At 61.0% G+C, this 24,380-nt stretch carries 18 protein-coding genes; 16 read left to right on the forward strand and 2 right to left on the reverse strand.

The genetic code is table 11. The features are described from left to right. Nucleotides 1-5 precede the first annotated feature (5 nt). Nucleotides 6-2,651: a pyruvate dehydrogenase (acetyl-transferring), homodimeric type gene (gene aceE, locus HBO23_RS18610; protein ID WP_017138519.1), complete on the reverse strand. Its 2,646-nt coding sequence runs from the start codon at nt 2,649-2,651 to the stop codon at nt 6-8. A gap of 383 nt (nt 2,652-3,034) precedes the next feature. On the opposite strand from aceE, the gene glnE reads away from it, so the two are divergent. From glnE to HBO23_RS18650, 8 genes are all read left to right on the forward strand, one after another. Continuing rightward, nucleotides 3,035-5,974 carry a bifunctional [glutamate--ammonia ligase]-adenylyl-L-tyrosine phosphorylase/[glutamate--ammonia-ligase] adenylyltransferase gene (gene glnE, locus HBO23_RS18615; RefSeq protein WP_170039085.1) on the forward strand — a complete coding sequence of 980 codons (2,940 nt, stop codon included), beginning with the start codon at nt 3,035-3,037 and terminating at the stop codon, nt 5,972-5,974. Between the two features lie 229 nt (nt 5,975-6,203). Next, nucleotides 6,204-7,238, forward strand: a complete 1,035-nt coding sequence (gene waaF / locus HBO23_RS18620; protein WP_170039087.1) for a lipopolysaccharide heptosyltransferase II — start codon at nt 6,204-6,206, stop codon at nt 7,236-7,238. Nucleotide 7,239: 1 nt separating this feature from the next. Next, on the forward strand, nt 7,240-8,301 hold the full coding sequence (gene waaC / locus HBO23_RS18625) for a lipopolysaccharide heptosyltransferase I (RefSeq protein ID WP_170039089.1): 1,062 nt from the start codon (nt 7,240-7,242) through the stop codon (nt 8,299-8,301). Beyond that, the gene (locus HBO23_RS18630; RefSeq protein ID WP_017138514.1) at nt 8,301-9,425 is read left to right on the forward strand and encodes a glycosyltransferase family 4 protein; all 1,125 of its coding nucleotides are present in this window, start codon (nt 8,301-8,303) and stop codon (nt 9,423-9,425) included. Before waaC ends, HBO23_RS18630 begins: the two co-directional genes overlap by 1 nt. Beyond that, nucleotides 9,422-10,228 carry a lipopolysaccharide core heptose(I) kinase RfaP gene (rfaP, locus tag HBO23_RS18635; protein WP_017138513.1) on the forward strand — a complete coding sequence of 269 codons (807 nt, stop codon included), beginning with the start codon at nt 9,422-9,424 and terminating at the stop codon, nt 10,226-10,228. Before HBO23_RS18630 ends, rfaP begins: the two co-directional genes overlap by 4 nt. Then, nucleotides 10,228-10,962: a lipopolysaccharide kinase InaA family protein gene (locus HBO23_RS18640; RefSeq protein WP_138817155.1), complete on the forward strand. Its 735-nt coding sequence runs from the start codon at nt 10,228-10,230 to the stop codon at nt 10,960-10,962. Before rfaP ends, HBO23_RS18640 begins: the two co-directional genes overlap by 1 nt. Then, complete coding sequence (locus HBO23_RS18645) at nt 10,959-11,711, forward strand: lipopolysaccharide kinase InaA family protein (protein ID WP_017138511.1); 753 nt, start codon at nt 10,959-10,961, stop codon at nt 11,709-11,711. The genes HBO23_RS18640 and HBO23_RS18645 overlap by 4 nt, the downstream gene beginning before the upstream one ends. Then, nucleotides 11,711-13,153 carry a lipopolysaccharide kinase InaA family protein gene (locus HBO23_RS18650; RefSeq protein WP_170039091.1) on the forward strand — a complete coding sequence of 481 codons (1,443 nt, stop codon included), beginning with the start codon at nt 11,711-11,713 and terminating at the stop codon, nt 13,151-13,153. The genes HBO23_RS18645 and HBO23_RS18650 overlap by 1 nt, the downstream gene beginning before the upstream one ends. A gap of 131 nt (nt 13,154-13,284) precedes the next feature. On the opposite strand, the gene HBO23_RS18655 is transcribed toward HBO23_RS18650, so the two are convergent. Beyond that, nucleotides 13,285-15,363: a TonB-dependent receptor gene (locus tag HBO23_RS18655; protein ID WP_138450278.1), complete on the reverse strand. Its 2,079-nt coding sequence runs from the start codon at nt 15,361-15,363 to the stop codon at nt 13,285-13,287. A gap of 183 nt (nt 15,364-15,546) precedes the next feature. Here HBO23_RS18655 and HBO23_RS18660 point away from each other — a divergent pair, with 183 nt between their 5' ends. From HBO23_RS18660 to HBO23_RS18695, 8 genes are all read left to right on the forward strand, one after another. After that, complete coding sequence (locus HBO23_RS18660; protein WP_099548079.1) at nt 15,547-15,882, forward strand: YceK/YidQ family lipoprotein; 336 nt, start codon at nt 15,547-15,549, stop codon at nt 15,880-15,882. Nucleotides 15,883-16,015: 133 nt separating this feature from the next. Then, nucleotides 16,016-17,773 carry a carbamoyltransferase gene (locus HBO23_RS18665; protein ID WP_017138507.1) on the forward strand — a complete coding sequence of 586 codons (1,758 nt, stop codon included), beginning with the start codon at nt 16,016-16,018 and terminating at the stop codon, nt 17,771-17,773. Next, nucleotides 17,757-18,887 carry a glycosyltransferase gene (locus tag HBO23_RS18670; RefSeq protein WP_138453089.1) on the forward strand — a complete coding sequence of 377 codons (1,131 nt, stop codon included), beginning with the start codon at nt 17,757-17,759 and terminating at the stop codon, nt 18,885-18,887. Before HBO23_RS18665 ends, HBO23_RS18670 begins: the two co-directional genes overlap by 17 nt. Continuing rightward, nucleotides 18,887-19,783 carry an antimicrobial resistance protein Mig-14 gene (locus HBO23_RS18675; protein WP_017138505.1) on the forward strand — a complete coding sequence of 299 codons (897 nt, stop codon included), beginning with the start codon at nt 18,887-18,889 and terminating at the stop codon, nt 19,781-19,783. Before HBO23_RS18670 ends, HBO23_RS18675 begins: the two co-directional genes overlap by 1 nt. Further along, nucleotides 19,780-21,195, forward strand: coding sequence for a PIG-L family deacetylase (locus HBO23_RS18680; RefSeq protein WP_099548080.1), 1,416 nt, complete (start codon nt 19,780-19,782; stop codon nt 21,193-21,195). Before HBO23_RS18675 ends, HBO23_RS18680 begins: the two co-directional genes overlap by 4 nt. Nucleotides 21,196-21,253: 58 nt before the next feature. Continuing rightward, nucleotides 21,254-22,138, forward strand: a complete 885-nt coding sequence (locus HBO23_RS18685; protein WP_099548081.1) for a DUF6625 family protein — start codon at nt 21,254-21,256, stop codon at nt 22,136-22,138. Then, entirely contained in the window at nt 22,135-23,289 is a 1,155-nt protein-coding gene (locus HBO23_RS18690) for a glycosyltransferase family 4 protein (protein ID WP_170039093.1), read from the forward strand. The genes HBO23_RS18685 and HBO23_RS18690 overlap by 4 nt, the downstream gene beginning before the upstream one ends. Beyond that, nucleotides 23,286-24,170, forward strand: a complete 885-nt coding sequence (locus HBO23_RS18695) for a glycosyltransferase (protein ID WP_099548082.1) — start codon at nt 23,286-23,288, stop codon at nt 24,168-24,170. The genes HBO23_RS18690 and HBO23_RS18695 overlap by 4 nt, the downstream gene beginning before the upstream one ends. Nucleotides 24,171-24,380: the final 210 nt, after the last annotated feature.

Below are 24,380 nucleotides of genomic sequence, written 5' to 3' on the forward strand. Positions count from 1 at the left end.
TCTCCTCAGCAGTCCAGTGGGTTGCGTTTTTCCGGGTTGATCCCGAACTTGACGATAGCGTCAGCCACCACCTTAGGTTCGATCTCACCACGGTCAGCCAAGGCTTCCAGGGCTGCCAACACCACGAAGTGACGGTCAACTTCGAAGAAGTGACGCAGCTTTTTGCGGCTGTCACTGCGGCCGAAACCGTCGGTGCCCAGGACTTTGAATTCCTTGGACGGGACCCACTGGCGAATCTGTTCAGCAAACAGCTTCATGTAGTCGGTAGAGGCAATGACTGGACCTTTACGGCCGGCCAGGCACTCTTCGACGTAGCTCTTGGCTGGTTTCTGACCTGGGTGCAGGCGGTTGTTGCGCTCGACTGCCAGGCCGTCGCGACGCAGTTCGTTGAAGCTGGTAACGCTCCACACGTCAGCGCCGACGTTGAACTCTTCACGCAGGATCTTCGCCGCTTCACGCACTTCACGCAGGATGGTGCCGGAGCCCATCAGCTGCACGTGGTGCGCCGCTTCCTTGGTGTCTTCTTCGAGCAGGTACATGCCCTTGATGATGCCTTCCTCAACACCAGCCGGCATGGCAGGTTGCTGGTAGGACTCGTTCATCACAGTGATGTAGTAGAAAACGTCCTGCTGCTCTTCGGTCATCTTCTTCATGCCGTCCTGGATGATCACCGCCAGCTCATAGCCGTAGGTTGGATCAAAGGTGCGGCAGTTCGGGATGGTGGCAGCCAGGATGTGGCTGTGACCGTCTTCGTGTTGCAGGCCTTCGCCGTTCAGCGTGGTCCGGCCGGCGGTGCCGCCGATCAGGAAGCCACGGGTACGGCTGTCGCCTGCTGCCCACGCCAGGTCGCCGATACGTTGGAAGCCGAACATCGAGTAGAAGATGTAGAACGGCAGCATCGGCTGGTTGTGGCTGGAGTACGAAGTACCGGCAGCGATGAAGGAGCTCATGGCGCCCGCTTCGTTGATGCCTTCTTCGAGGATCTGGCCCTTCTTGTCTTCCTTGTAGAACATCACCTGGTCTTTATCGACTGGCTCGTAGAGCTGGCCGACGGAGGAGTAGATGCCCAACTGACGGAACATGCCTTCCATACCGAAGGTACGGGCTTCGTCCGGGATGATCGGGACGATACGCGAACCGATTTCCTTGTCCTTGACCAGCTGCGCCAGGATGCGCACGAAAGCCATGGTGGTGGAGATTTCACGGTCGCCCGAGCCGTCCAGGATAGCCTTGAGGGTATCGAGTGGCGGAGTCGGGATGTCGAAAGACTTGGCGCGGCGCTGTGGCACGAAACCGCCCAGTGCAGTGCGACGCTCGCTGAGGTAGCGGGCTTCGGCGCTGTTTGGCTCCGGCTTGAAGAACGGCAGGTTTTCCAGCTCTTCATCCTTGACCGGGATGTCGAAGCGATCGCGGAACAGCTTCAGGCTTTCAACATCAACTTTCTTGGTGTTGTGCGCAGTGTTCTTCGCTTCGCCGGCACCGGTGCCATAACCTTTGATGGTCTTGGCCAGGATGACGGTAGGTTGTTCTTTGTGGTTGACCGCTTCGTGGTACGCCGCGTAGACCTTGTACGGGTCGTGGCCGCCACGGTTGAGTTTCCAGATTTCGTCGTCGGACAGGTCTGCAACCATTGCCTTGAGTTCAGGCGTGTTGAAGAAGTGTTCACGTACGAACGCGCCGTCTTTGGCTTTGTAGTTCTGGTACTCGCCGTCGATGACTTCGTCCATGCGACGTTGCAGGATACCGTCGACGTCCTTGGCCAGCAGTGGGTCCCAGAAACGGCCCCAGATGACTTTGGTCACGTTCCACTGAGCACCGCGGAACACGCCTTCGAGTTCCTGGATGATCTTGCCGTTGCCGCGAACCGGGCCGTCGAGGCGCTGCAGGTTGCAGTTGATGACGAAGATCAGGTTGTCGAGCTTCTCGCGGCCAGCCAGGGAGATAGCGCCCAGGGATTCCGGCTCGTCACACTCGCCGTCGCCCAGGAAGCACCAGACTTTCTGCTTGCCTTCAGGGATGAAGCCACGGGCTTCCAGGTACTTCATGAAGCGTGCCTGGTAGATCGCCTGGATCGGGCCAAGGCCCATGGATACTGTCGGGAACTGCCAGAAATCAGGCATCAGCCAAGGGTGCGGGTACGACGACAGGCCGTTACCGTCCACTTCCTGGCGGAAGTTGTTCATGTGTTCTTCGGTGATGCGGCCTTCCATGAACGCACGGGCATAGACGCCTGGCGAGGTGTGGCCCTGGAAGTAGATCAGGTCGCCGCCGTGTTCGTCGGTCGGGGCCTGGAAGAAGTAGTTGAAGCCGATGTCATACAGGGTTGCGCTGGAAGCGAAGCTGGAGATGTGACCGCCCAGGTCAGAATCTTTCAAGTTCGTGCGCATTACCATCGCCATGGCGTTCCAACGTACCAGCGAGCGAATGCGGCGTTCCATGAATAGGTCGCCAGGCATGCGTGCTTCGTGGGTAACGGGGATGGTGTTGCGGTATGGCGTGGTGATGGCGTAAGGCAATTGCGAGCCGCTGCGGGTCGCGAGTTCGCCCATACGGGTCATCAAATAATGAGCACGGTCTTCGCCTTCTTTGTCGAGAACCGATTCCAGGGCGTCCAGCCATTCCTGGGTTTCGACGGGATCGAGGTCTTGCATGGCTTGCTCCAGGGCGGAAAGGCTACCAGAATCGGTTGCCTGAAGTTTGCGACTGGCCTTGTGGGCAGACGACATAAATTCTTGGATGGCCGAAGGTTGCTTCGGCGTCCTGTAGTTTTACTACAAATCGTCGGCCATTTCAGCCTTTCGAATGTATATACGAGTAGTAAAACTACACAAGACTGAGCGTATGGCTCGGTCTGGCTGGTGAGCATAATCGTTATTGTTGATCATTTGCGAACAAGAAAAGGTGAAAGTTTGATGCTGGCTGCCAAGATGAAATTAATTTCAGCTATTTCTAACCTTTGTTCGACAGTCCTTCACCAAGCGTGGTTCTTGCCTTCACAACCACATGCCTTTCGCGCGCCGATCAAGGATAGACCATGAGCCTTCCAACGCTGGCCGAACTGCCGGCCATTCTCTTGCCTTTTGCCCAGCGGGCCGAGCAGTCATTTCGTGACGCAGTGGCCGCGCTGGACGCCGATCATGGACTTTCTGCGTGGACGCCGCAACGGTGGGCCGACTTTGCCCGGGTGTGCGCCGCCAGTGATTTCGTCATTGAACAGAGTGTTCGTGACCCTTTGATGTTGCTTGAACTGGTGGCCTGGGGCGAGCTGGACCGCGGCTTTGCGCCCGGTGAGCTGTGCAGTCAGATCGCCGGTGCCGTGCAACAGGCCGAAACAGAAGATGAGTTGGGCCGGGTGCTGCGCCGCCAACGCACGCGTCAGCAAGTGCGCATTATCTGGCGCGACCTGACCCGACAGGCGGACCTGGTGCAAACCTGTCGCGACCTTTCCGACATGGCCGACGCCAGCATCGACCAGGCTTACCAGTGGCTGTACCAGCGCCACTGCGTACAGTTCGGCACGCCCACTGGCCGGCGCAGCGGCGAAGCCCAGCACATGGTCATCCTCGGCATGGGCAAGCTCGGCGCGGTGGAGTTGAACCTGTCATCGGACATCGACCTGATCTTCGCCTACCCCGAAGGCGGCGAGACGGTGGGCGTGAAGCGCGCGCTGGACAACCAGGAGTTTTTCATTCGACTTGGTCAAAAACTGATCAAGTCGCTCGACCCCATGACGGTCGATGGTTTTGTGTTCCGTGTCGACATGCGCCTGCGGCCCTATGGTTCAGCCGGTGCGTTGGTGCTCAGCTTCAATGCGCTGGAGCAGTACTACCAGGATCAGGGCCGCGACTGGGAACGCTACGCCATGATCAAGGCGCGCGTGGTGGCCGGCGACCAGGTGGCCGGCGCGCAATTGCTGGATATGCTGCGCCCGTTCGTTTACCGCCGTTACCTGGATTTTTCTGCGATTGAAGCATTGCGCACCATGAAACAGCTGATCCAGCAGGAAGTGCGGCGCAAGGGCATGGCCGAGAATATCAAGCTGGGCTCGGGCGGCATCCGCGAGGTGGAATTTATCGCCCAGGCGTTCCAGTTGATCCACGGTGGCCGCGACCTGAGCCTGCAGCAGCGGCCGTTGCTCATGGTGCTCGGCACGCTGGAAGGCCAGGGCTACTTGCCGCCTGCGGTGATCGCCGAACTGCGCAATGGCTATGAATTCCTGCGCTATACCGAGCACGCGATCCAGGCGATTGCCGACCGTCAGACGCAAATGCTGCCGGACAGCCCCGAAGATCAGGCGCGCATTGCCTTTATGCTGGGCTTTGTCGACTGGGCCGCGTTCCATGAGCGCCTGATGTATTGGCGTGGCCGGGTGGACTGGCACTTCCGTCAGGTGATTGCTGATCCTGACGAAGAAGAAGGCGAAGAAAGCGAGCTGGTGGTGGGCGGGGAGTGGTTACCGTTGTGGGAAGAGACCCAGGACGAAGACGCCGCTTGTCGCCAACTGGCCGAGGGTGGTTTTACTGACGCGTCCAAAGCCCTCAAAGCCCTGGCTGGCCTGCGTGGCAGCCCGCAGTTGCGCGCCATGCAGCGCCTCGGTCGCGAGCGGCTCGACGCCTTTATCCCGCGCCTGCTGGCCCAGGCCGTCGAGCACGCCAACCCGGATCTGGTGCTCGAGCGCGTGCTGCCGCTGGTGGAGGCTGTGGCGCGACGTTCTGCTTACCTGGTGCTGCTGACCGAAAACCCCGACGCCCTGCGCCGCTTGTTGACGCTGTGCGCCGCCAGCCCGTGGATTGCCGAGCAAATCACGCGCTTCCCGCTGCTGCTCGATGAGTTGCTCAACGAAGGCCGCCTGTTCAAGCCACCTTTGGCGCCGGAGCTCGCCGCTGAGCTGCGTGAGCGCCTCACACGCATCCCCGAAGATGACCTTGAACAACAGATGGAGGCCTTGCGTCACTTCAAACTGGCCCACCGCCTGCGTGTAGCCGCTTCGGAAATCGCCGGTAGCCTGCCGTTGATGAAGGTCAGCGACTATTTGACCTGGCTCGCCGAAGCCATCCTCGAACAAGTGCTGGCCCTGGCCTGGCGCCAGACGGTCGCCCGTCATGGCTCACCGCAGCGCGTGGACGGCAGCCTGTGCGACCCGGGGTTCATCATTGTGGGTTACGGGAAAGTCGGCGGCATCGAGCTGGGGCATGGCTCGGACCTTGACCTGGTGTTCATCCACGACGGTGATCCCCAGGCCGAGACCGATGGCGCCAAACCCATCGACGGCGCGCAGTTCTTTACGCGTCTGGGCCAGCGGATCATTCACCTGCTCACCACCCAGACCAACTCCGGCCAATTGTATGAAGTGGACATGCGCCTGCGACCTTCCGGCGCCTCCGGTTTGCTGGTCAGCTCGCTTGGGGCGTTTGAGCGCTACCAGGAAAATGAAGCCTGGACTTGGGAACATCAGGCCCTGATCCGCGCGCGGGTACTGGTGGGCAGTCAGGATGTCGGCCATGCGTTCGAGCAGGTACGCGCTAACGTACTGGGGCGTGAACGTGACTTGGCGAAGCTGCGCCAGGAGGTCAGCGAGATGCGCGCCAAGATGCGCGATAACCTGGGCACCAAGGCGACGGCTGCCGGGACGGGGGCGAACGCCTTCGAGCCGACGACCGTGTTCGACCTCAAGCAAGACGCCGGTGGTATCGTCGATATTGAATTTATGGTGCAATACGCGGCTTTGGCGTGGTCTGCGCAACATCCATCGTTGCTGCGCTATACCGACAATATCCGCATTCTGGAAGGCCTGGAGCAGGTCGGGCTGATGCCCGCTGCCGATGCCCATCTGCTGCGGGAGGTGTATAAGGCCTACCGTTCCGCCGCGCACCGCCAGGCCTTGCAAAACGAGGCCGGCACGGTAGCCGGGGATCAGTTCGCCGACGAACGGCGCCAGGTGAAGCGAATCTGGAATGAACTGGGGTTAAGCTGAAACTCGATTAAATGTGGGATGCCAATCTAATGTGGACACACAGCTTTGTGTGGGAGCCGGGCTTGCCCGCGATGCAGACGCCTCGGTTTATCAGTGATACCGAGTTGATGCCTTCGCAGGCAAGCCAGCTCCCACACAAGCCAGTTCTGACACAAAGTGGCTACCGTGACCTACAGTAAATAACGATGCGGGGAGGCATAAGCCTCCCCGCATCGTTTGTGGAAACTACATGAATATTCTGATCGTTGGGCCTAGTTGGGTCGGTGACATGGTGATGGCGCAGACACTGTTCCAGTGCCTCAAGCAACGTCATCCCGACTGCCAAATCGACGTGCTCGCCCCTGAGTGGAGCCGGCCGATCCTCGAGCGCATGCCCGAAGTGCGCACGGCCTTGAGCTTCCCGCTCGGCCATGGCGCCCTTGAATTGGCGACGCGCCGACGCATCGGTAAATCCATGGTCGGCCAGTACGACCAGGCGATTTTGCTGCCCAACTCGCTCAAGTCGGCGTTGGTGCCGTACTTTGCCGGCATCCCCAAGCGTACCGGCTGGCGCGGCGAGTTTCGCTACGTGTTGCTTAATGACGTGCGCACCCTCGACAAGGCGCGCTACCCGCTGATGATCGAACGTTTCATGGCGCTGGCCTACGAGCCCGGCGCCGAGTTGCCCACGCCGTACCCGCGCCCGAGCCTGCAGATCGATCCGGTGAGCCGTGACGCGGCGCTGGTCAAGTTCGGCCTGGCGCTTGACCGTCCAGTGCTGGCGCTGTGCCCCGGCGCCGAGTTTGGCGAGTCCAAGCGCTGGCCGTCGGAGCATTACGCCAAAGTCGCCGAGATGAAGATTCGCGAAGGCTGGCAGGTGTGGCTGTTTGGTTCGAAGAAGGATCACCCGGTCGGCGAAGACATTCGCCAGCGCCTGATCCCCGGCCTGCGTGAAGAAGCGGTGAACCTCAGTGGCGACACGTCGCTGGCCGAGGCTATCGATTTACTCTCCTGCGCCGATTCGGTGGTGTCCAACGACTCCGGCCTGATGCACGTGGCGGCCGCGCTGAACCGCCCCTTGGTGGCGGTGTATGGCTCGACGTCGCCCGGTTTCACCCCGCCTTTGGCCGACAAGGTTGAGGTGGTGCGCCTGGGCCTGGATTGCAGCCCGTGTTTTGAGCGTACCTGCCGTTTTGGCCATTACAACTGCATGCGTCAGTTGTTGCCGCAGCCGGTGAATGAAGCCTTGCAGCGGTTGCAGGGTTCCGCGGTCGAGGTTCGCTAGTTTGCGCGTATTGGTAGTCAAGACCTCATCCCTGGGCGATGTGATCCACGCCTTGCCGGCACTGACCGACGCGGCGCGGGCGATCCCTGGCATCCGCTTTGACTGGGTGGTGGAAGAAGGCTTTGCCGAGATTCCCACCTGGCATCCAGCCGTGGACAAAGTGATCCCGGTGGCGATTCGTCGCTGGCGCAAGAACATCTGGCAAACCATCAAGAGCGGCGAATGGCGGCGCTTCAAGCAGAGCGTGCAGTCGACCAAATACGATTTGGTGATCGATGCCCAAGGGCTGCTCAAAAGCGCCTGGCTGACGCGCTATGTACGCGCGCCGGTGGCCGGTTTTGATAAGAATTCTGCCCGTGAACCGATGGCTGCGCGTTTCTACTCGCGCCGGCTGGCCGTGGCCCGTGGGCAGCATGCAGTAGAACGCTTGCGCCAGCTGTTCGCCGTGGCGTTGGGTTATGACTTGCCCAAAGGCCTGGGCGACTACGGCCTGAGCGTCGACAAGTTGCTCGGTCTGCCGCCGAAAAAACCCTTTGTACTGCTGCTGCATGGCACCACCTGGGACACCAAGCACTGGCCCGAAGCCTACTGGCGTGAGCTGGCCGAACGCATGGGCCGCCTGGGTGTGGACGTGAAATTGCCATGGGGCAATGCCGCCGAAAAGGCCCGCGCCGAGCGTCTGGCCCAAGGCCTGCAAAACGCCGAAGTGCTGCCCAAACTCAACCTGGCCGGCGTCGCCCGTGTGCTCGCCGGTGCCCGCGCCTGTGTGGCGGTGGACACGGGCCTGGGCCACTTGGCCGCCGCGCTGGACGTGCCGACCATCTCCCTGTTCGGCCCCACCAACCCGGGCCTGACCGGCGCCTACGGCAAAGGCCAGATTCACTTGGCCAGCGACTTCCCATGCGCACCGTGCCTGCAAAAAACCTGTACTTATCAACCGACGGCCGACGACCTGCGTCGGTTCGACATCAAGCGCGAGTCACCCCTGTGCTTCACGCGCTTGAACCCTGAGCGTGTGGCAAACCGACTGAGCACGTTGTTATTGGCTGAGGAGCTGCACTGATGCAACTGGCTTTTGTTTTGTACAAATATTTCCCCTTCGGTGGCCTGCAGCGCGACTTCATGCGCATCGCCCTGGAGTGCCAGCAGCGCGGCCATACGATTCGGGTCTACACGCTGATCTGGGAAGGCGAGATTCCGCCCGGCTTTGAAGTGCTGGTGGCGCCGGTCAAGGCGTTCTTCAACCATCGGCGCAACGAGAAACTGTTGGCCTGGATGGAAGCTGACCTGGCCAAGCGCCCGGTGGACCGTTTGATCGGCTTCAACAAAATGCCCGGCCTGGACGTTTACTATGCCGCCGACGGCTGCTTTGAAGACAAGGCGCAAAACCTGCGCCACTCGCTGTACAAGAGCTTTGGCCGTTACAAGCACTTTGCCGAGTACGAACGTGCGGTGTTCGCCAAAGACGCCAAGACCGAAGTGTTGATGATCTCCGAAGTGCAGCAACCGCTGTTCATCAAGCATTACGACACGCCGCTGGAGCGCTTCCACCTGCTGCCGCCGGGCATTGCCCAGGACCGCCGCGCGCCGCCAAATGCGGCCGAAATCCGCGAAGGTTTCCGCAAGGAGTTCAACCTGCGCGACGACGAGTTGCTGCTGGTACAAATCGGTTCCGGCTTCAAGACCAAGGGCGTCGACCGCAGCCTCAAGGCCGTGGCCGCGCTACCGACCGAGCTTAAAAAACGTACGCGCCTGTTTGTAATCGGCCAGGACGACCCCAAAGTATTCCAGTTGCAGAGCGCCACGTTGGGGCTGGGCGATAACGTGCAGTTCCTCAAGGGCCGCAGCGATATCCCGCGTTTCCTGCTGGGCGCCGACCTGTTGATTCACCCGGCGTACAACGAAAATACCGGTACCGTGTTGCTCGAAGCCCTGGTGGCCGGGTTGCCGGTGCTGGTCTCGGCGGTGTGTGGGTATGCCCACTACATTGGCGAAGCCGACAGCGGGCTGGTGCTGGATGAGCCGTTTGAACAAGCGCAGCTCAACCAGTACCTCACGCACATGCTTACCGACACTGCACAGCGCGCGGCCTGGGGCCGCAATGGTTTGGCCTTCGCCGAGACGGCCGACCTCTACAGCATGCCGCAGCACGCGGCAGATGTGATTCTGGCGGAGCCGAAACGATGAAGTTGATTCTTGCCGAACCGTTCAAGACCTTATGGGCCGGGCGTGACGCCTTTGCCGAAGTCGAGAAACTGCAAGGCCAGGTATTTCGTGAACTGGCGGCGCGTCGCACCTTGCGTACCGAGGTGGAGGGCCGCCCGTATTTCGTGAAAATCCACCGTGGCATCGGTTGGGGCGAGATCTTCAAGAACCTGATCACCGCCAAGCTGCCGGTGTTGGGTGCCGGCCTGGAATGGTCGGCCATCCACCGCTTGCAGGAACTGGGTGTGCCGACCATGACCGGCGTGGCCTTCGGTGAAAAAGGCAGCAACCCGGCCGACCAGCACTCGTTCATCATCACCGAAGAACTGGCCCCGACCATCAGCCTGGAAGACCTGACCGTCAACTGGGTGGCCGAGCCGCCGGCACCGGCATTGCGCCATGCGCTCACTGCCGAACTGGCACGCATGGTCGGCGACATGCACCGTGGCGGCGTCAATCACCGCGACTGCTACCTGTGCCACTTCCTGCTGGATACGTCCCGGCCGATCGATGCGCGCACCATCAAGCTTTCAGTGATCGACCTGCACCGTGCCCAATTGCGTGCCCATCTGCCGCTGCGCTGGCGCGACAAGGACTTGTCCGCGCTGTACTACTCGGCGCTGGACATCGGCCTGACTCAGCGCGACAAACTGCGCTTTCTCAAAGGCTACTTCCGCCAGCCGCTGCGCCAGATCCTGGCCGAGCAGTCGGCGTCCCTGAGCTTGTTGCAGCGCAAGGCCGACAAGCTGTATGCGCGCAAGCAACGCCTGGGGGATGCGATCTGATGGCGGGTTGGAACCTGGAACCTGCTTACGCCGCCCTGGCGGATGACTTTGGTAGCCTGGAGGCGGTGTTTGCCTTGCAGGGTGAGCGACTGACGCGCGACCCCTTGTCGGAAGTGATTCGGGTGGAGCGTGGCGGGGTCAATTACTACGTCAAACGCTACGTAGGCGCCGGCAAAGGCTTGCGCCGTTACCTGGGCAAACCTCGGGTGAAGTCCGAATGGCAGAACCTCAAGCGCTTCGCCAAGTGGGGGATTCCCACCGCCGACGTGGTGGCCTGGGGCCTTGAGCGCAAGGGTTTGGCCTATGCGCGCGGGGCGATGATTACCCGCGAGCTGCCCAAGACCGAAGACCTGTCGGTGCTGGCCGATCGTAACGATCCGTGCTTGAAAGACCCCCAGTGGGTCAACGTGATCAGCCGTCAGCTCGCCGAATACACGCGCACGATGCACGAACACCGCTTTACCCATAACGACTTGAAGTGGCGCAACCTGCTGGTTGACGATAACCGTACGCTGTACCTGATCGATTGCCCCAACGGCGATTTCTGGCGCGGTTTCTGGCTCAAGTACCGTATTACCAAGGACCTGGCCTGCCTGGATAAAGTCGCCAAGTATCACTTGTCGGCCACCCAGCGCCTGCGTTTCTACATGCAATACCGCCAACGTACGCACCTGACGGCTTCGGACAAACAGCGAATCCGTCACGTGGTGAAGTTTTTCGAGGGGCGCGAATGACTGATTTCCTGGCGGCCGATGATCGCGCATTGCTTGCGCGCCACGGCCTGGCTGACTTCGATGCGCTGTGGGCCAGGCAACTGGACGCGGTGGATGAACCCAATACCAGCGACGGCGGCTGGAGCAGCGTGTTTCGCCTGGAGCTTGATGGCCAGGGTTACTACCTCAAGCGCCAGAGCAACTACCTGACGCGCACGCTCAGCAAGCCGTTTGGCGAGCCGACGTTTGCCCGCGAGTTCCGTAATATCAGCCGCTACCGGAAGCTGGGCATTCCGGCGTTGCAGGCGGCGTTTTTCGGTGAGCGCAAGGTTGAAGGCGAGCGCCGCGCGATGTTGCTGACCCGAGCCCTGGATGGCTGGAATGACCTGGATTCACTGCTCGAACAATGGCCGCAGCTGAGTGACGACCAGCACCGTGCGATCTTGCTGGCCTGTGGTCAGCTGGCGCGCCACCTGCACAGCGTAGGGCAAGTGCATGGCTGTTTTTACCCCAAGCATATTTTCCTGCAACCGCTCGGAGACGGTTATGCCGCGCAGTTGATCGACCTGGAGAAAACCCGCCCGCTGCTGTTCGGCCGGCGTGATCGGATCAAGGACCTGGAGCCGTTGCTGCGCCGCGCGCCGCAGTGGTCGGATGCGCAAGTGCGGCAACTGCTGGCGGCGTATCTGGACCAGCCTGAAGACAGTGCGCTGGTGGGCGCCTGGTTCGAGCGCCTGACGGCCCGGCGCAGCCACAAGGAGAAGCGCTGATGCGCTTGTCCGAACTGAAAAAAGCCGGCCGCACGCCTGAGCTGCCGCTGACCCTCGAGTTGGCCGACGCCGCAGGCACCGGCCAGCTGCAACTGCTTAACCTGTTGCGCGTGTTGCCGGGCGAACGCTACGTGGGCGCCGCCGTCTGGCGCGGCCGCCCGGTGTTGGCCAAATTGCTGGTGGGCAGCAAGGCGGCGCGGCATTTTCAGCGCGAACTCAGCGGCGTGCGCCTGCTGGCCGAGCAGGGCCTGACCACGCCACAGTTGCTGGCCGATGGCTTGCAGGAAGGCGAGGGCGGCTGGCTGCTGTTTGAATTTATCGAAGGCGCCGAAAGCCTTGCCGATGCCTGGCAGGCGGTCGAAGGGTTGCCGCCATTGGCGGACGAGCAAACGGCTGTGCTCGCAGAGGCGTTGGGCGCAATTGCGCAGATGCACGCCAAAGGCCTGTGGCAGGAAGACCTGCACCTGGACAACCTGCTGCGCCAGGACGGCAAGCTGTATCTGATTGATGGCGCCGGGATTCGTGTTGAGGAGGCGGGCAAGCCGCTGTCGCGCAACCGGGTGCTGGAAAACCTTGGCGTGTTCTTCGCCCAGTTGCCGAAAAACCTCGAGCCGTTCACCGAAGAATTGCTGGTGTACTACCTGCTGGGCAACGGCGAGCACGCCTTGCCGCTGCAAGCGCTGGAAAAACAGGTGCGCAAGGTCAGCGCCTGGCGCTTGAAAGACTTTTTGAACAAGGTCGGCCGTGAATGCACGCTGTTCAGCGTGGTGCGTGGCGCCTTTGCTTTGCGTGCGATTCGTCGTGAGGAAGAGGCGGCGATGCTGCCGGTGCTGGAGCAGGCCGACGCGCTGCTCGACCAAGGCCATTTGTACAAAACCGGTGGTGCGGCCACCGTCGCCAAGGTCGAAGCGGGCGGGCGGCCACTGGTGATCAAGCGCTATAACATCAAGGGGTTTGCCCATTGGCTCAAGCGCTTCTGGCGCCCCAGCCGGGCCTGGCATTCGTGGCGCGAGGGCAACCGCCTGGCGTTCCTCGGCATCGCCACGCCCAAACCGCTGGCGGTGTTGGAAAAACGTTTTTTGTGGCTGCGCAGCCGGGCTTACCTGGTGACTGAATACCTGCCGGGGCCGGACATCATCGAGCGTTTTGCGCCGTATGTTGAGAAAGGCGATGCGCCCGAGAATGAACTGCTGGCCCTGGACCACTTGTTCGCCGAGCTGATCCGCGAGCGCATCAGCCATGGTGATTTCAAGGGCCATAACCTGTTCTGGGCCGAGGATCGCTGGGCGTTGATCGACCTGGACGCCATGTGTCAGCACAGCTCGGTCGCAAGCTTCGCGCCGGCGTTCGCCAAGGACCGCGCGCGGTTTATGCGTAACTGGCCTGAGAGCAGTGCGCTGTACCAGCTTATAGATCAGCGTTTGCCCAAACAGGTGCAATGATCGTTCCCACGCTCAGCGTGGGAATGCCGCCCCGGACGCTCTGCGTCCCGCTCCTCAAGCCACGTGCAAGGTGACGCGGAGCGTCACGGGATGCATTCCCACGCGGAGCGTGGGAACGATCAGTCCGATACTCAGAACTGGTATTCAGCCCCGGCCCCCGCATACCACGACCTTCCCGGCGCCGCCTCGTAGTAACGGAAGTTGCCGTCCCCAACAATTACCGAACCGACATACTGGCGATCCAGCAAGTTATCCAGGCGCACCGTCTGGTGAAAGGTCCAGTGCTCCACCTTTTGTTCGAAGCGCGCCCGCCAGTTGAACACGCTGTAGCCCGGCGCGGCGCGTTGCTGGTTGGTGTCTTCGACGTAGACCTTGCTGCGGTACATGCCTTCGAGGGCGGTGCTGACCCAGTCGCGGGGTTTCCAGTTCAGCTCGGCGAAGAGCGTGGTTTGCGGTACGCCGGGCAGGTAGTTGCCTTTGTCCACAGGCTTGCCGCCGCCCATGAAATCGCTGTCATAGGTGGCTTGCAGGCGGGTATAGGCGAGGTTGGTGCTCCATTGTTCCGAGAGCTGGCTTTCGATGCCCAGTTCGAAGCCTCGGCGCAAGGTGCGGCCGGCGTTCTGGTAGGTAGTGCGGCCGTCCTTGGATGACAGCACCACCAGTTCGTCGTCAGTGGTGATTTGAAACAGGGCCGCGTTGACACGCGTGTCCTGGCCTATCTTTGCCTTCAAGCCGACTTCAAATTGTTTGCTGACTGACGGCTTCAAGGCGAAGTTGAAGCCATTTGAAGTGGTCGAATACGCCGACTCGGCCTGGGTCGGGGTTTCGAAGCCTTTGCCCGCGCTCACATAGCCATGCAGGTCCGGCGTGAAGGCGTACATCACGCTGACCGAAGGCGTGTTCTTCTGGTAGGTCTTGCTGCCACTGTCATTGCCGTCGCTTGTGAAGTGGTCGTCCACCTCCATTTTCATGCTGCTGTGGCGCAGGCCGGCTTGCAGGGTCCAGTCGCCCAGCAGCCAGTTGGCTTGCACGAACGGGTCGATGCTGGTGGCGGTGTCGAGTTCGTCACGGCCCAGGGCGCCTTTGACACCGTGCACGCCGTCCAGGGTGTTGGAATAACCTTGGCGGTCATCCTGGCTGCGGTCGTAATCGAGGCCGGTGATCAGGGTCAGCTCGCCGGGGGCGCTGGTGATCGGTTGCAGCCAATGCACCGAGCCGCCGTAGAATTTACGGTCGAAGTCCACCACGCCGCCGCGCTTGTCAGAGGCGGTGCCGCCTGGAATCGACAGGTACTGAATCACGCTCCTGCGCCCGGTGTACGCATTCACCTGCAACGTCGCATCACCGATGTAGCGTTCGTAATTCAGGCCCAACTGCTGGTGATCGATGCTTTTTCGCGTGTTGTACTGCAATGCAGCCGGCGCTACCGAGCGCGGATCGGCCTTGTAGGCTGCCCAGCTTTGCCCAAGCGGATCCTGTGTGCCGTTTTGCTCCAGGCTGCTATAGATCAGCGCCAACTTGCTGTCTTCGTCCGGCTGGAAGTTGAGCTTGGCGAAGGTCTGGTCACGACGGGCGCTGCTGTGGTCGCGGTAGCCATCGGTGTCCATGCGTGAAGCGTCGAGCACAAAACCTGCGCCGTTCGCCGCGCCTTCGGCGGTGAGGTGGTTTTTGCTCATGCCGTCGCTGCCCACCAGGGTTTCGGCGCCGATGCGCGGCGGGCCTTCGCCGTCGCGGGAAAACATCTGGATCACGCCGCCGGCATTGCTGCCATACAAGGTGGCGGCCGGGCCGCGCAGCACTTCAATGCGCTCGGCGGTGTCGAGGTTGAAGGTGGCCGCCTGGCCCTGGCCGTCCGGAGTGCTGGCCGGGATGCCGTCGGCGATCAACTTGAGGCCGCGTACGCCAAACGCCGAGCGCGCGCCGAAGCCGCGCGAGGAGATCTGCAGGTCCTGGGCATAGTTCTGGCGGTTTTGTACCACCAGGCCCGGTACGCGCGACAGCGCCTCGGAGGCGTTGATGCCGAGTTGGCCGTCGCTGATTTGCGCGTGGCTGATGCTGTCCACCGAGTACGGCAGGTCGAAAGTCGGGCTGGCGCTGCGCGAGCCGGTGACCACGCTGGGGTCGAGGACCAAAGTGGCATCGTCGGCCAGGACGGTGCTGCTCAAGCCGAGCAGCAGCAGGGCAAGGGGAACGGGTGGGGGTGTATTCATCGGGAAGCCGGATCAGTGGCGCGACGCAAGGGATAGACGTCGGCGCAAGAAAAGCGCGAGTTTAACGGCTCCCTCCTGCTTTTGCCGAAGAAGAAGACTCCTACGCCGTTTTGAGCTTCGAGTTATCTGTCAGTCGCCGGCCATAATGGTAGGTTCTCGCCTTTCCAACGATTAGAGGCAACCATGAAAGGCAAAAAAGCGAGCCTGTGGGTCTTGATAGGCGGTTTTCTGGTTCTGGGCGGCTGCGGCACCGTGACCACGGCGTTCCGTGAGGATGGCGACACGGTTCGAACGCTCAAGGCGAAAAAAACCTATTGTCAGTCTGTTCCGCGTATCTACAGCGGGGTGGTCTATGACCTCTGCGTACTGCATGGGCCGCCGAATTCCGCAAGCGGGATCGCGTTGAACGACGTGCCATGGGCTTTTATCGATGTGCCTCTCTCCGCTGTTCTGGATACGCTCATCTTGCCCTACACGATCTACCAGCAAAATGTCGATGGCAGCATTGAGCTTCGCTAGTCCCTCGCAGCTAACAGCTTCCTGGCTCTTTTACGCTATAATCCCGCCCTTTAGCTGTTTCTCGCTCAGGCGGGAGGCACACTTTTTTCAGGCGCAACCCGCCTGCATGCAGACTAAAAGAGGCTAGACCCCAGTGGCATTGACGATTCTTGGCCTGTCCGGCGCCCTTAGCCATGATCCTTCCGCAGCCCTGTATATCGACGGCAAGCTGATCGCGGCCGCCGAAGAAGAGCGCTTCGTACGCGACAAACATGCAAAGAACCGCATGCCCTACGAATCGGCGAAGTTCTGCCTGGAACAAGCCGGCATCAAGCCTTCCGACGTTGACGTGGTGGCGATCCCGTTCGCCCCGATCAGCCTGTTCGGCGAGGCGCGCTGGCACTACGCCAAGCGTTACTGGTACGCCCCGGACCGCGCCCTTGACGCGATCCTGATGGGCAACCGTCGCTACAAGCGCTATCGCAACAAGATCGTCTGGTGCCTGGAGCAGCTGGGCTTCGATCCGAAGAAAATCAAGATCGAGCCGGTTGAACACCACCTGGCCCACGCTTCCAGCGCCTACCACTGCTCAGGTTTCCAGGAAAAAACCGCGATCCTGGGCATCGACGGTAAAGGTGAGTACGCCACCACGTTCTTTGGCTATGGCGAAAACGGCAAGATCCACAAGATCAAGGAATTCTACGACCCGGACTCCCTGGGCGGCCTGTATGGCGCGATCACCGAGTTCCTCGGTTTCGAGATGCTTGACGGCGAGTTCAAGGTCATGGGCATGGCGCCGTATGGCGACGCCAGCAAATACGATTTCTCGCGCCTGGCCTCATTTGAAAACGGCGAGTTGGTGATCAACACTGACTACGCCAACGTCATCGGCCTGCGTCGTTATAAAGAGAAGGGCAAGGGTTTCTACTTCTCGCCAAAACTGATCGAGTGGCTGGGTCCAAAGCGCGAAGGCGACATCGCCGACGAGCCGTACATCCACTACGCAGCCAGCATGCAGGCGCTGTTCGAGAAGCTGGCCTTGCAGATGATCGACCACTACCTGGGCGACATCCTCAAGGACACCGGCAAGCTGGCGTTCGCCGGTGGTTGCGCGCTGAACGTCAAGTTGAACCAGAAGATCATTGCCCGCGATGACGTTAAAGAGCTGTTCGTGCAGCCGGCGTCCGGCGATGCCGGCACCGCGGTTGGCGCGGCGGCCTATGTGTCCCACGCCCGTGGCGTGCCGGTGGAGAAGATGGAACACGTCTATCTCGGCCCGTCCTACAGCAATGAAGACGTGATTGCCGCGTGCGCCAAACACGAAAGCAAGCCGGTGTGGCGCAAGATCGAAAACATGCCCAAGCGCATCGCCAAGATCATGGTCGACGGCAACCCGGTGGCCTGGTTCCAGGGCCGCATGGAGTTCGGCCCGCGTGCGTTGGGCGGTCGTTCGATCATCGGTTGCCCAAGCGCGACCGGCGTGGCCGACCGCATCAACCACCAGATCAAGTTCCGCGAGCGCTGGAGGCCTTTCTGCCCGTCGATGCTCGACACCGTGGCCCCACAGATGATCAAGGTCGATCACCCGGCGCCGTTCATGACCTTCACCTTTGAAGTGTCCGAAGAGTGGAAAACCCGCGTACCGGAAGTGGTCCATGAAGATGGCACCTCCCGCGCCCAGGTGCTCAAGCGCGAATACAACCCGCGTTACTACGACATGATGAAAGAGCTGGAAGTATTGACCGGCAACGGCGTGTCGCTGAACACCTCGCTCAACCGCCGTGGCGAAGCGATGATCTGCTCGCCAACCGACGCGCTGAACATGTTCTTCGGCTCCGACCTGCAGTACCTGATCATGGAAGACATCCTGGTCGTCAAAGACGGCGTGGACCCTTATGACTCGGTCGGCTGAGCGCCACGTCCTGCAGTTCTGCCACGGCTATGACGGGCCGTTCCTGGACTGCGCGCGGCAGTACGCCAGCCTGTTCGCAGGCACAGGCTACAAGGTGACCACGGTGTTTCTCACCGGGGTCGCCGACCCCGATGTGGCCGCCGGTTGCGCCTCTGATGAAGTGCTGTTCATGGAGTTCAGCTCCAAGGCCATTCGTGGCCTCAAGCTGGGCGCCATCCGTGAATTGCGCAAAATCGCCGCGTCGCGCAACTTCAGTTTCTGTATTGCCCACCGCTTCAAGCCGATCTACATCGCCTTGCTCGGTACGCGCCTGCCAGTGATCGGCGTACATCACGCTTTTGGTGATTATCAGCGCAGCAGCCGCAAGCTGTTTGCCTCGATTTTCAGCAAGCGCCTGAGCCTGCTCGGTGTATCTGACGCGGTGCGTGATGATATGCGCCGCTGCCTGCCGGCCTGGCCGGCGGCACGTATCCAGACCTTGTATAACCGCATCGATGTCCAGGCCATGCAAGCGTTGCAGGTGTCGGCCGATGAGGCGCGCGATGCCTTGGGGCTGTCGCCGGATGAGTGGGTGGTCGGCAACGTCGGCCGCCTGCACCCGGACAAGGACCAAGCCACCTTGCTCAAAGGCTTTGCCTTGGCCTTGCCGCATTTGCCGGCGCAGAGCCGGTTGGCGATCCTCGGCACCGGCCGCCTGGAGCAAGACCTTAAGTCTCTGGCGCGCGAACTGGGCATTGCCGAGCAGGTGCTGTTCCTCGGCCAGGTGCCGGATGCGCGCCGGTATTTCCGTGCATTCGACGTCTTTGCCCTGAGCTCCGACCATGAGCCGTTCGGCATGGTGCTGCTGGAGGCCATGGCCGCTGGCGTGCCGCTGCTCGCCACGTCTTGCGGCGGCGCCAAGGAAGTGGTTGAAGGCGTGGGCATCCTGTTTCCGTTTGGCGATGCCGAGCACTTGGGGCAGGGCCTTCGGCACTTGGCCGCGATGGGTCGTCAGCAGCACCAGCAGTGCGCCGAGATGATGCTTGAGCGCCTGCACCAACGGTTTTCGGATCAGGCCGTGCGCGATACCTTCTGGCAGTTGCCTGCTGTCACCGAACTGACCGCGAGGGCTTGATGCTCAATCGATTCCAAGGCTTTCGCGAGCGCGGTTGGTCGGTCGTTGACGCGCCGACCTACAGCGACGCCTGGCAGCGTTTTGGCGGCAGTGTCGCCACCCATCCGCAGGTGGTCGAGCGTCTGGCCGGGCTGGCCGAAATTCCGGTGCGCTATTTGGCCTGGGAGCAAAGCGGCGAGCTTAAAGCGTGTATTGCGACCTGGGGGCGCGACCTGGCGTTGTCCAAAGACGTGCTCAAGCGCAATGGCAAAAAAGGCTTGTTCGACCTCGGCAACGCCGAGTTGATCCTGCCCGCCGCTGCCGATGCCCAGGCGCCGCTGCGCCATCGCGCGCGTTACCTGTCGGCCCTGAATGAAGGCCGCTTTGCCGGCATCAAACTCCAGGCCGAACAGTTGGCCATGGCGCGCACGCCTGAAGAACTGTCGAAAAAGTTTCGCTATAACCAGCGCCGTGAATTGCGCCTGCTGGAAGAGGCGGGCGGTGTGGTGCGGCCGGTGCAGGACTTCTCCAGCGCCGAGCTGGCGGCGATCTACTGCGACCTGTTCCAGCGCCGCTGGGGCTTCGCGGCCACCGGTGCCGCGCACATGGCGCAGGTGATCGAGCTGTTGCGTGAGTGGCTGATCGGTTCGGTGATTTTCCTCAACGATGCGCCGATTGCTGTGCAATTGGTGTATCGCGTTGAAGCGCCGCAGTGGGTCAGCGTCGAGTACATCAATGGCGGCGTAGACCCCGAAACCCGCGCGTTCAGCCCCGGCAGCGTGCTGAGCTTCCTCAATACGCAAAGTGCCTGGGAACAGGCGCGGGAAGTCGGCAAGCCGTTGCGCTTTTCGTTCGGCCGTGCGGACCGCGAGTACAAAGACCGTTGGTGCAACCCCGTGCCGGTGTTCACCGTATGAGTGCCTCGACCAGCCGCAAGCAGGCGTTGCTCAAGCGCCATCGCCGCAATAAGCGCATCGGGCTGCTGGTCAGCCTGTTGGTACTGATTGCGGTGGGTGTGCTGGTGGCCTGGTGGTTGCCGCTGCTGTTGGCGGTGCTGGCCTGGGTGGCCCATGAAGCCTGGTTTGCCGACCATCTGTTTTACTCGCCCAAGGACGACTATCAGTATCAATTTGCCGCCGATACCGAACAGCCCAAGGTGACGTTGGACAAGGGCCGGCTGGTGCTGGGCCAGACGCTGGAGCTGGCGGGCGATGAGACCTTGATCCTCGCACTGCGGCTCAAGAGCAACCTGCTGGGGCGGTTTATCGATCCCTATGTTGCGTTGCCGGGCGGCGACCGCCAAGTGTTCGAACGCGGCGTCAACGGCCTGCGCTACCTCAATCTCACGGGTCAGGCGCAAGCCTTGCTGGCTGGGCAGTTGCTGTTGCGTGGCCGGTTTTGCCGGGTACAGGGTGAGCCTGTGCTGTCGGTGTTCCGCCAGCCGGATGTGCGTCAACAGCGGGTGATGGTGATTGCGCCGCATGCCGACGATGCCGAACTGGCCGCCTTTGGCCTGTACAGCCAGGCAGCACAGCCCTGGATCGTGACACTGACCGCCGGGGAGATCGAAGCCGAGCATTATCAGCACATGGGCCTGGGCAAGCCTGAAGCGGCGCGCCTCAAGGGCCGGCTGCGGGCCTGGGACAGTATCGCCGTGCCGCGCTGGGCGGGCGTGGCGCAAGAGCACTGCGTTCAGCTCGGGTATTTTTGCCTGCAGTTGGCGGCGATGAAGGCCGAGCCTGCGCGTGCCATTGCGTCGCGGGAAGCCGAGTTGAGCGATATCCGCCTGTTTCGCCAGTTCAACCCGTTCCCGCTGCCCGCCGACGCCGATGGCCAGCCGACCTGGAACAACCTGCTGGCGGACCTGCGTGCCGTGCTGTTGATGGCACGTCCTGAGGTCATTGTGCTGCCGCATCCGGTGATCGATCCGCACCCTGACCATATCTGCGCTCAGCAAGCTGTATTGGAAGCCTTGCAGGGCCTGGAATGGCAGCCGACGACCTTGCTCGGTTACGCCAACCATCTGCATGACAACGACCGCTGGCCGATGGGGGATTCGGGCAATAGTGTCGCTTTGCCGCCATGCTTCGACTCCACTTACATTTTGCAACCATATTGCATGCCAGTATCGGAGGAGCGGCAGTGTGAAAAGGCCATGTCGCTGGGCATGATGCATGACTTGCAACCGCAGATGCCGTTCAAGCGGCGGGTGCGGCGAGTCATACAGCGTCTGCTGGCGGGGAGGGCCGTCTCACCGTGGGGTGAGAACGAGTTTTTCCGCAAGGCCATTCGGCGTCATGAACTCTTTTGGTTCATCAAGCACAAGTAACGTTAAGCAACGTGGTGGCGCGCAGCGCGCCTCAGTACCAAATGACAGTGAGTCCCCCTTGAGCAATTCGTGCCCCCGCATCCTTTTCATTATTCCTTACTTTGGCCGCTGGCCATTCTGGATGCCGTTTTTTCTCGAAAGCTGCCGCCAAAACGCGGACGTCGACTGGTTGCTGTTCAGCGACTGCCCGATGCCGGCCAATGTGCCGGACAATGTCCGCATCGAAAGCATCACCTTTGCTGATTACTGCGCGCTGGTTTCCCAGCGGCTGTATATCAATTTTGCACCCCTGGCGCCGTACAAGCTGTGCGACATCAAGCCGGCGTTGGGGCATATCCACGCTGACCGCCTCACCGGTTACGATTTCTGGGCGTTTGGCGATCTGGACCTGATCTACGGCAACCTGCGCGAGTATTTCACCGCCGAGCGGTTGGCCAGCCATGACTTGTTTTCAACCCATGAACGACGAGTCGCCGGCCATTTGTGCCTGATGCGTAACACGCCCAGGAAGCGGCATGCGTTCATGCACATCAAGGATTGGGAAGCGCGTTTTACCGATCAGGCGCATCATGCGCTGGATGAAGGCGCATTCAGTCGAATTTTCCTGTGGCGCAAGAACTTCCCGAAGCCGTTGTTTGAGCTGGTCGGCAAGTTCAACCCATGGCGTCGGCGCAGTGAGTTTACCGAGGCGTTCAGTACGCCCGGTGGTGTGATCAAATGGCACGACGGCAGTGATCGCTTCCCGCATCAGTGGTTCTGGAACAAGGGCCGCCTGACTAACGACAGGGATGGTGAGCGGGAATTTCCGTATTTCCATTTTGTCTGCTGGAAGCGTAATCAGTGGCCGTTGCTACCGGAGCCTGACGCCGAATACGTCGAGACGCTGGCGGCTGAAACAACCTGGGTGGTTGATGCCACAGGTTTCCATCGAGGAGAGTTATGAGTCGGCGTTTCAAGGTCCTGCAACTGCAGCCTGACTACAATGTTAAATCCCATGACTTTGCCGACTTGGCCGAGCAGATCGTCAAGGCATTGCCCGCCGAGCGCTATGAGGTCACCGCCGCGTTCCTGCGTGGCAAGCCGGCGCCTGGGGAACCGGTCAGCCGGGCTGCCAAGTCGGTCTACTTCGAGTTTTCCGACAAGTCACTCAAAGGCTTGCGACTGCGCGCCATGTGGCAGTTGTATAAGTTCTGCCGCCGCGAACAGTTCGACGTGGTGGTGTGCAACCGCTTCAAGCCGGTCAACATGATGTTGCAGCTCAACCGTTGGTTGAAGATCCCGTTGTGCATCGGCATCTCCCACGGTTTTGGCGAGTATGACCGTCTCTACCGCCGCAAGCAGGCGCAGCGCTGGATCGACGCGCACTGGCGCTTTGTCGGCGTGTCGCCGGCGGTCAAGCAGTACCTGCTCGATTGCCAGTGCGGGTTTACCGACCAGAATACCTACGCGATTACCAACGCCATCGACATCGAGCAGGCCGAAGGCTTGCAGCATTCACGCACGCGTGCGCGCGAGTTGCTGGGCGTCGACCCTTCGGTGCGCTTGATCGGCGCCTTGGGCCGGCTGGTGCCGGTCAAGGGCCACACCTATTTGTTGCAGGCGTTTGCGGCGCTGAAAGATAAATACCCCACCGCGCAACTGGCCATCATTGGCGCCGGGCGCGAAGAGGCCAACCTGGCCGCGCAAATCCAGAACCTTGGCCTGGATGGACGCGTGCACCTGTTGGGCTTCAAGGAAAATGCCCTGCAATACGTGCGTGCCTTTGACATCTGGGCAATGCCTTCGCTCGCAGAAGGCCTGGGCCTGGCACTGCTGGAAGGCATGAGCGGTCGCCTGCCGGTGATTGCCTCCAGCGTACCGGCCATGCTGCCGTTGATCGAAGGCGCCGGTGGCCTGGCGGTTGAGCCGGCCAATGTGCCCCAGCTGACCGAGGCGCTGGACACTTACCTGGCGCTGTCCGACGAGGCACTCGCACAAAAAGGCGAGCAGGCCTACCAGTACCTTCAGGCGCAACACGACATTGAGGTATTCCGTCAGGAATACCTGGAGCTGATTGATTCAGGGTTGGCTCAAGCACGCGGGAAGAATGTATGAGCCAGAGTCAGCCTTTGGTCACGGTGATCATTGCGTCGTATAACCATGCGCCCTACATTGAGGAAAGTATCCTCAGTGTGTTGAACCAGACCTATCCCAACATCGAACTGCTGGTGGTGGACGATGGCTCGACAGACGACAGTGTCGAGCGCATCCGTCGCCTGCAGGAGCAACACAGGTTCGACTTTCGTGTGCAGCAGAACCAGGGGCTGACCAACACCCTCAATGGTGCGATTGCCCGGTCTCAGGGGCCGCTGATCGTGCCGTTCGGTTCGGACGACATCATGATGCCCGAGCGCATTGCGACCCAGGTGGCCTATATGGATGGCAAGCCTGAGGTGGGGATCTGTGCGGGCAATATCGAGCTGATCGACTCCCAGGGCGAGCTGTTCCCGGAGAAGCGCCAGCGCCGTGACGTACCGTTTCGACGCCTGGATTTCGACGATATGTTCCTGGAGCGCAAACCTTACCCGCCAGCGCCTACGCTGATGATCCGGCGTGAAGCGCTGGAAAAGGTCGGTGGGTTTGACCCGCAGATTCGTCTGGAAGATTTGCTGATCGAACTGAAGATTACCCACGCCGGGTACTTTATTGATGGCTTGAACGTGGTGATGGCGCGCTACCGCAAGCACGCGACCAATTCGTACAAGAATCATCGATTCATGATCGATAATATCCTGCGCACCTACGCGTTGTTCAGTGATCACCCGCTGTACAACGAGGTGCGTTACAAGTTCCTCAGCTCCATGTTCCTCAAAACCTCCAACCGCAACCGTGCGTTGGCGCGAGAGCTGCTGGCGCAGATCCCGTTTCGGGCCTGGAACAAGAAGACGTGGCGCGGCTTGGGCCGCCTGTATTTTTCCCCGCTGGAAAAAGACTGATACCAAGATCAGAGCAGCACACCTTCACTGGGTGTGCCGCAATCTAAATGTGGGAGCTGGCTTGCCTGCGATGGGGGGTTGTTGGTGTACATATCCGTTGCTGCGGTAACGGCTTCAATTGGTTCCGCTCTTACAGCGGGTCACTTTTGTAAAGACCGGAATGCCGGCCCAGACAAAAGTAACCAAAAAGTCTTCGCCCCAACACTCGGT

The sequence above is a fragment of the Pseudomonas sp. WS 5532 genome, from assembly GCF_012985445.1.
Classification (GTDB): Bacteria; Pseudomonadota; Gammaproteobacteria; order Pseudomonadales; family Pseudomonadaceae; genus Aquipseudomonas; species Aquipseudomonas edaphica.

Excerpts from the sequence above, each read along its gene's own strand:
- aceE (WP_017138519.1), bottom strand. The coding sequence starts at position 2,651 with ATGCAAGACCTCGATCCCGTCGAAACCCAGGAATGGCTGGACGCCCTG.
- glnE (WP_170039085.1), top strand. The coding sequence starts at position 3,035 with ATGAGCCTTCCAACGCTGGCCGAACTGCCGGCCATTCTCTTGCCTTTT.
- waaF (WP_170039087.1), top strand. The coding sequence starts at position 6,204 with ATGAATATTCTGATCGTTGGGCCTAGTTGGGTCGGTGACATGGTGATG.
- HBO23_RS18630 (WP_017138514.1), top strand. The coding sequence starts at position 8,301 with ATGCAACTGGCTTTTGTTTTGTACAAATATTTCCCCTTCGGTGGCCTG.
- rfaP (WP_017138513.1), top strand. The coding sequence starts at position 9,422 with ATGAAGTTGATTCTTGCCGAACCGTTCAAGACCTTATGGGCCGGGCGT.
- HBO23_RS18640 (WP_138817155.1), top strand. The coding sequence starts at position 10,228 with ATGGCGGGTTGGAACCTGGAACCTGCTTACGCCGCCCTGGCGGATGAC.
- HBO23_RS18645 (WP_017138511.1), top strand. The coding sequence starts at position 10,959 with ATGACTGATTTCCTGGCGGCCGATGATCGCGCATTGCTTGCGCGCCAC.
- HBO23_RS18650 (WP_170039091.1), top strand. The coding sequence starts at position 11,711 with ATGCGCTTGTCCGAACTGAAAAAAGCCGGCCGCACGCCTGAGCTGCCG.
- HBO23_RS18655 (WP_138450278.1), bottom strand. The coding sequence starts at position 15,363 with ATGAATACACCCCCACCCGTTCCCCTTGCCCTGCTGCTGCTCGGCTTG.
- HBO23_RS18660 (WP_099548079.1), top strand. The coding sequence starts at position 15,547 with ATGAAAGGCAAAAAAGCGAGCCTGTGGGTCTTGATAGGCGGTTTTCTG.
- HBO23_RS18670 (WP_138453089.1), top strand. The coding sequence starts at position 17,757 with ATGACTCGGTCGGCTGAGCGCCACGTCCTGCAGTTCTGCCACGGCTAT.
- HBO23_RS18675 (WP_017138505.1), top strand. The coding sequence starts at position 18,887 with ATGCTCAATCGATTCCAAGGCTTTCGCGAGCGCGGTTGGTCGGTCGTT.
- HBO23_RS18680 (WP_099548080.1), top strand. The coding sequence starts at position 19,780 with ATGAGTGCCTCGACCAGCCGCAAGCAGGCGTTGCTCAAGCGCCATCGC.
- HBO23_RS18690 (WP_170039093.1), top strand. The coding sequence starts at position 22,135 with ATGAGTCGGCGTTTCAAGGTCCTGCAACTGCAGCCTGACTACAATGTT.
- HBO23_RS18695 (WP_099548082.1), top strand. The coding sequence starts at position 23,286 with ATGAGCCAGAGTCAGCCTTTGGTCACGGTGATCATTGCGTCGTATAAC.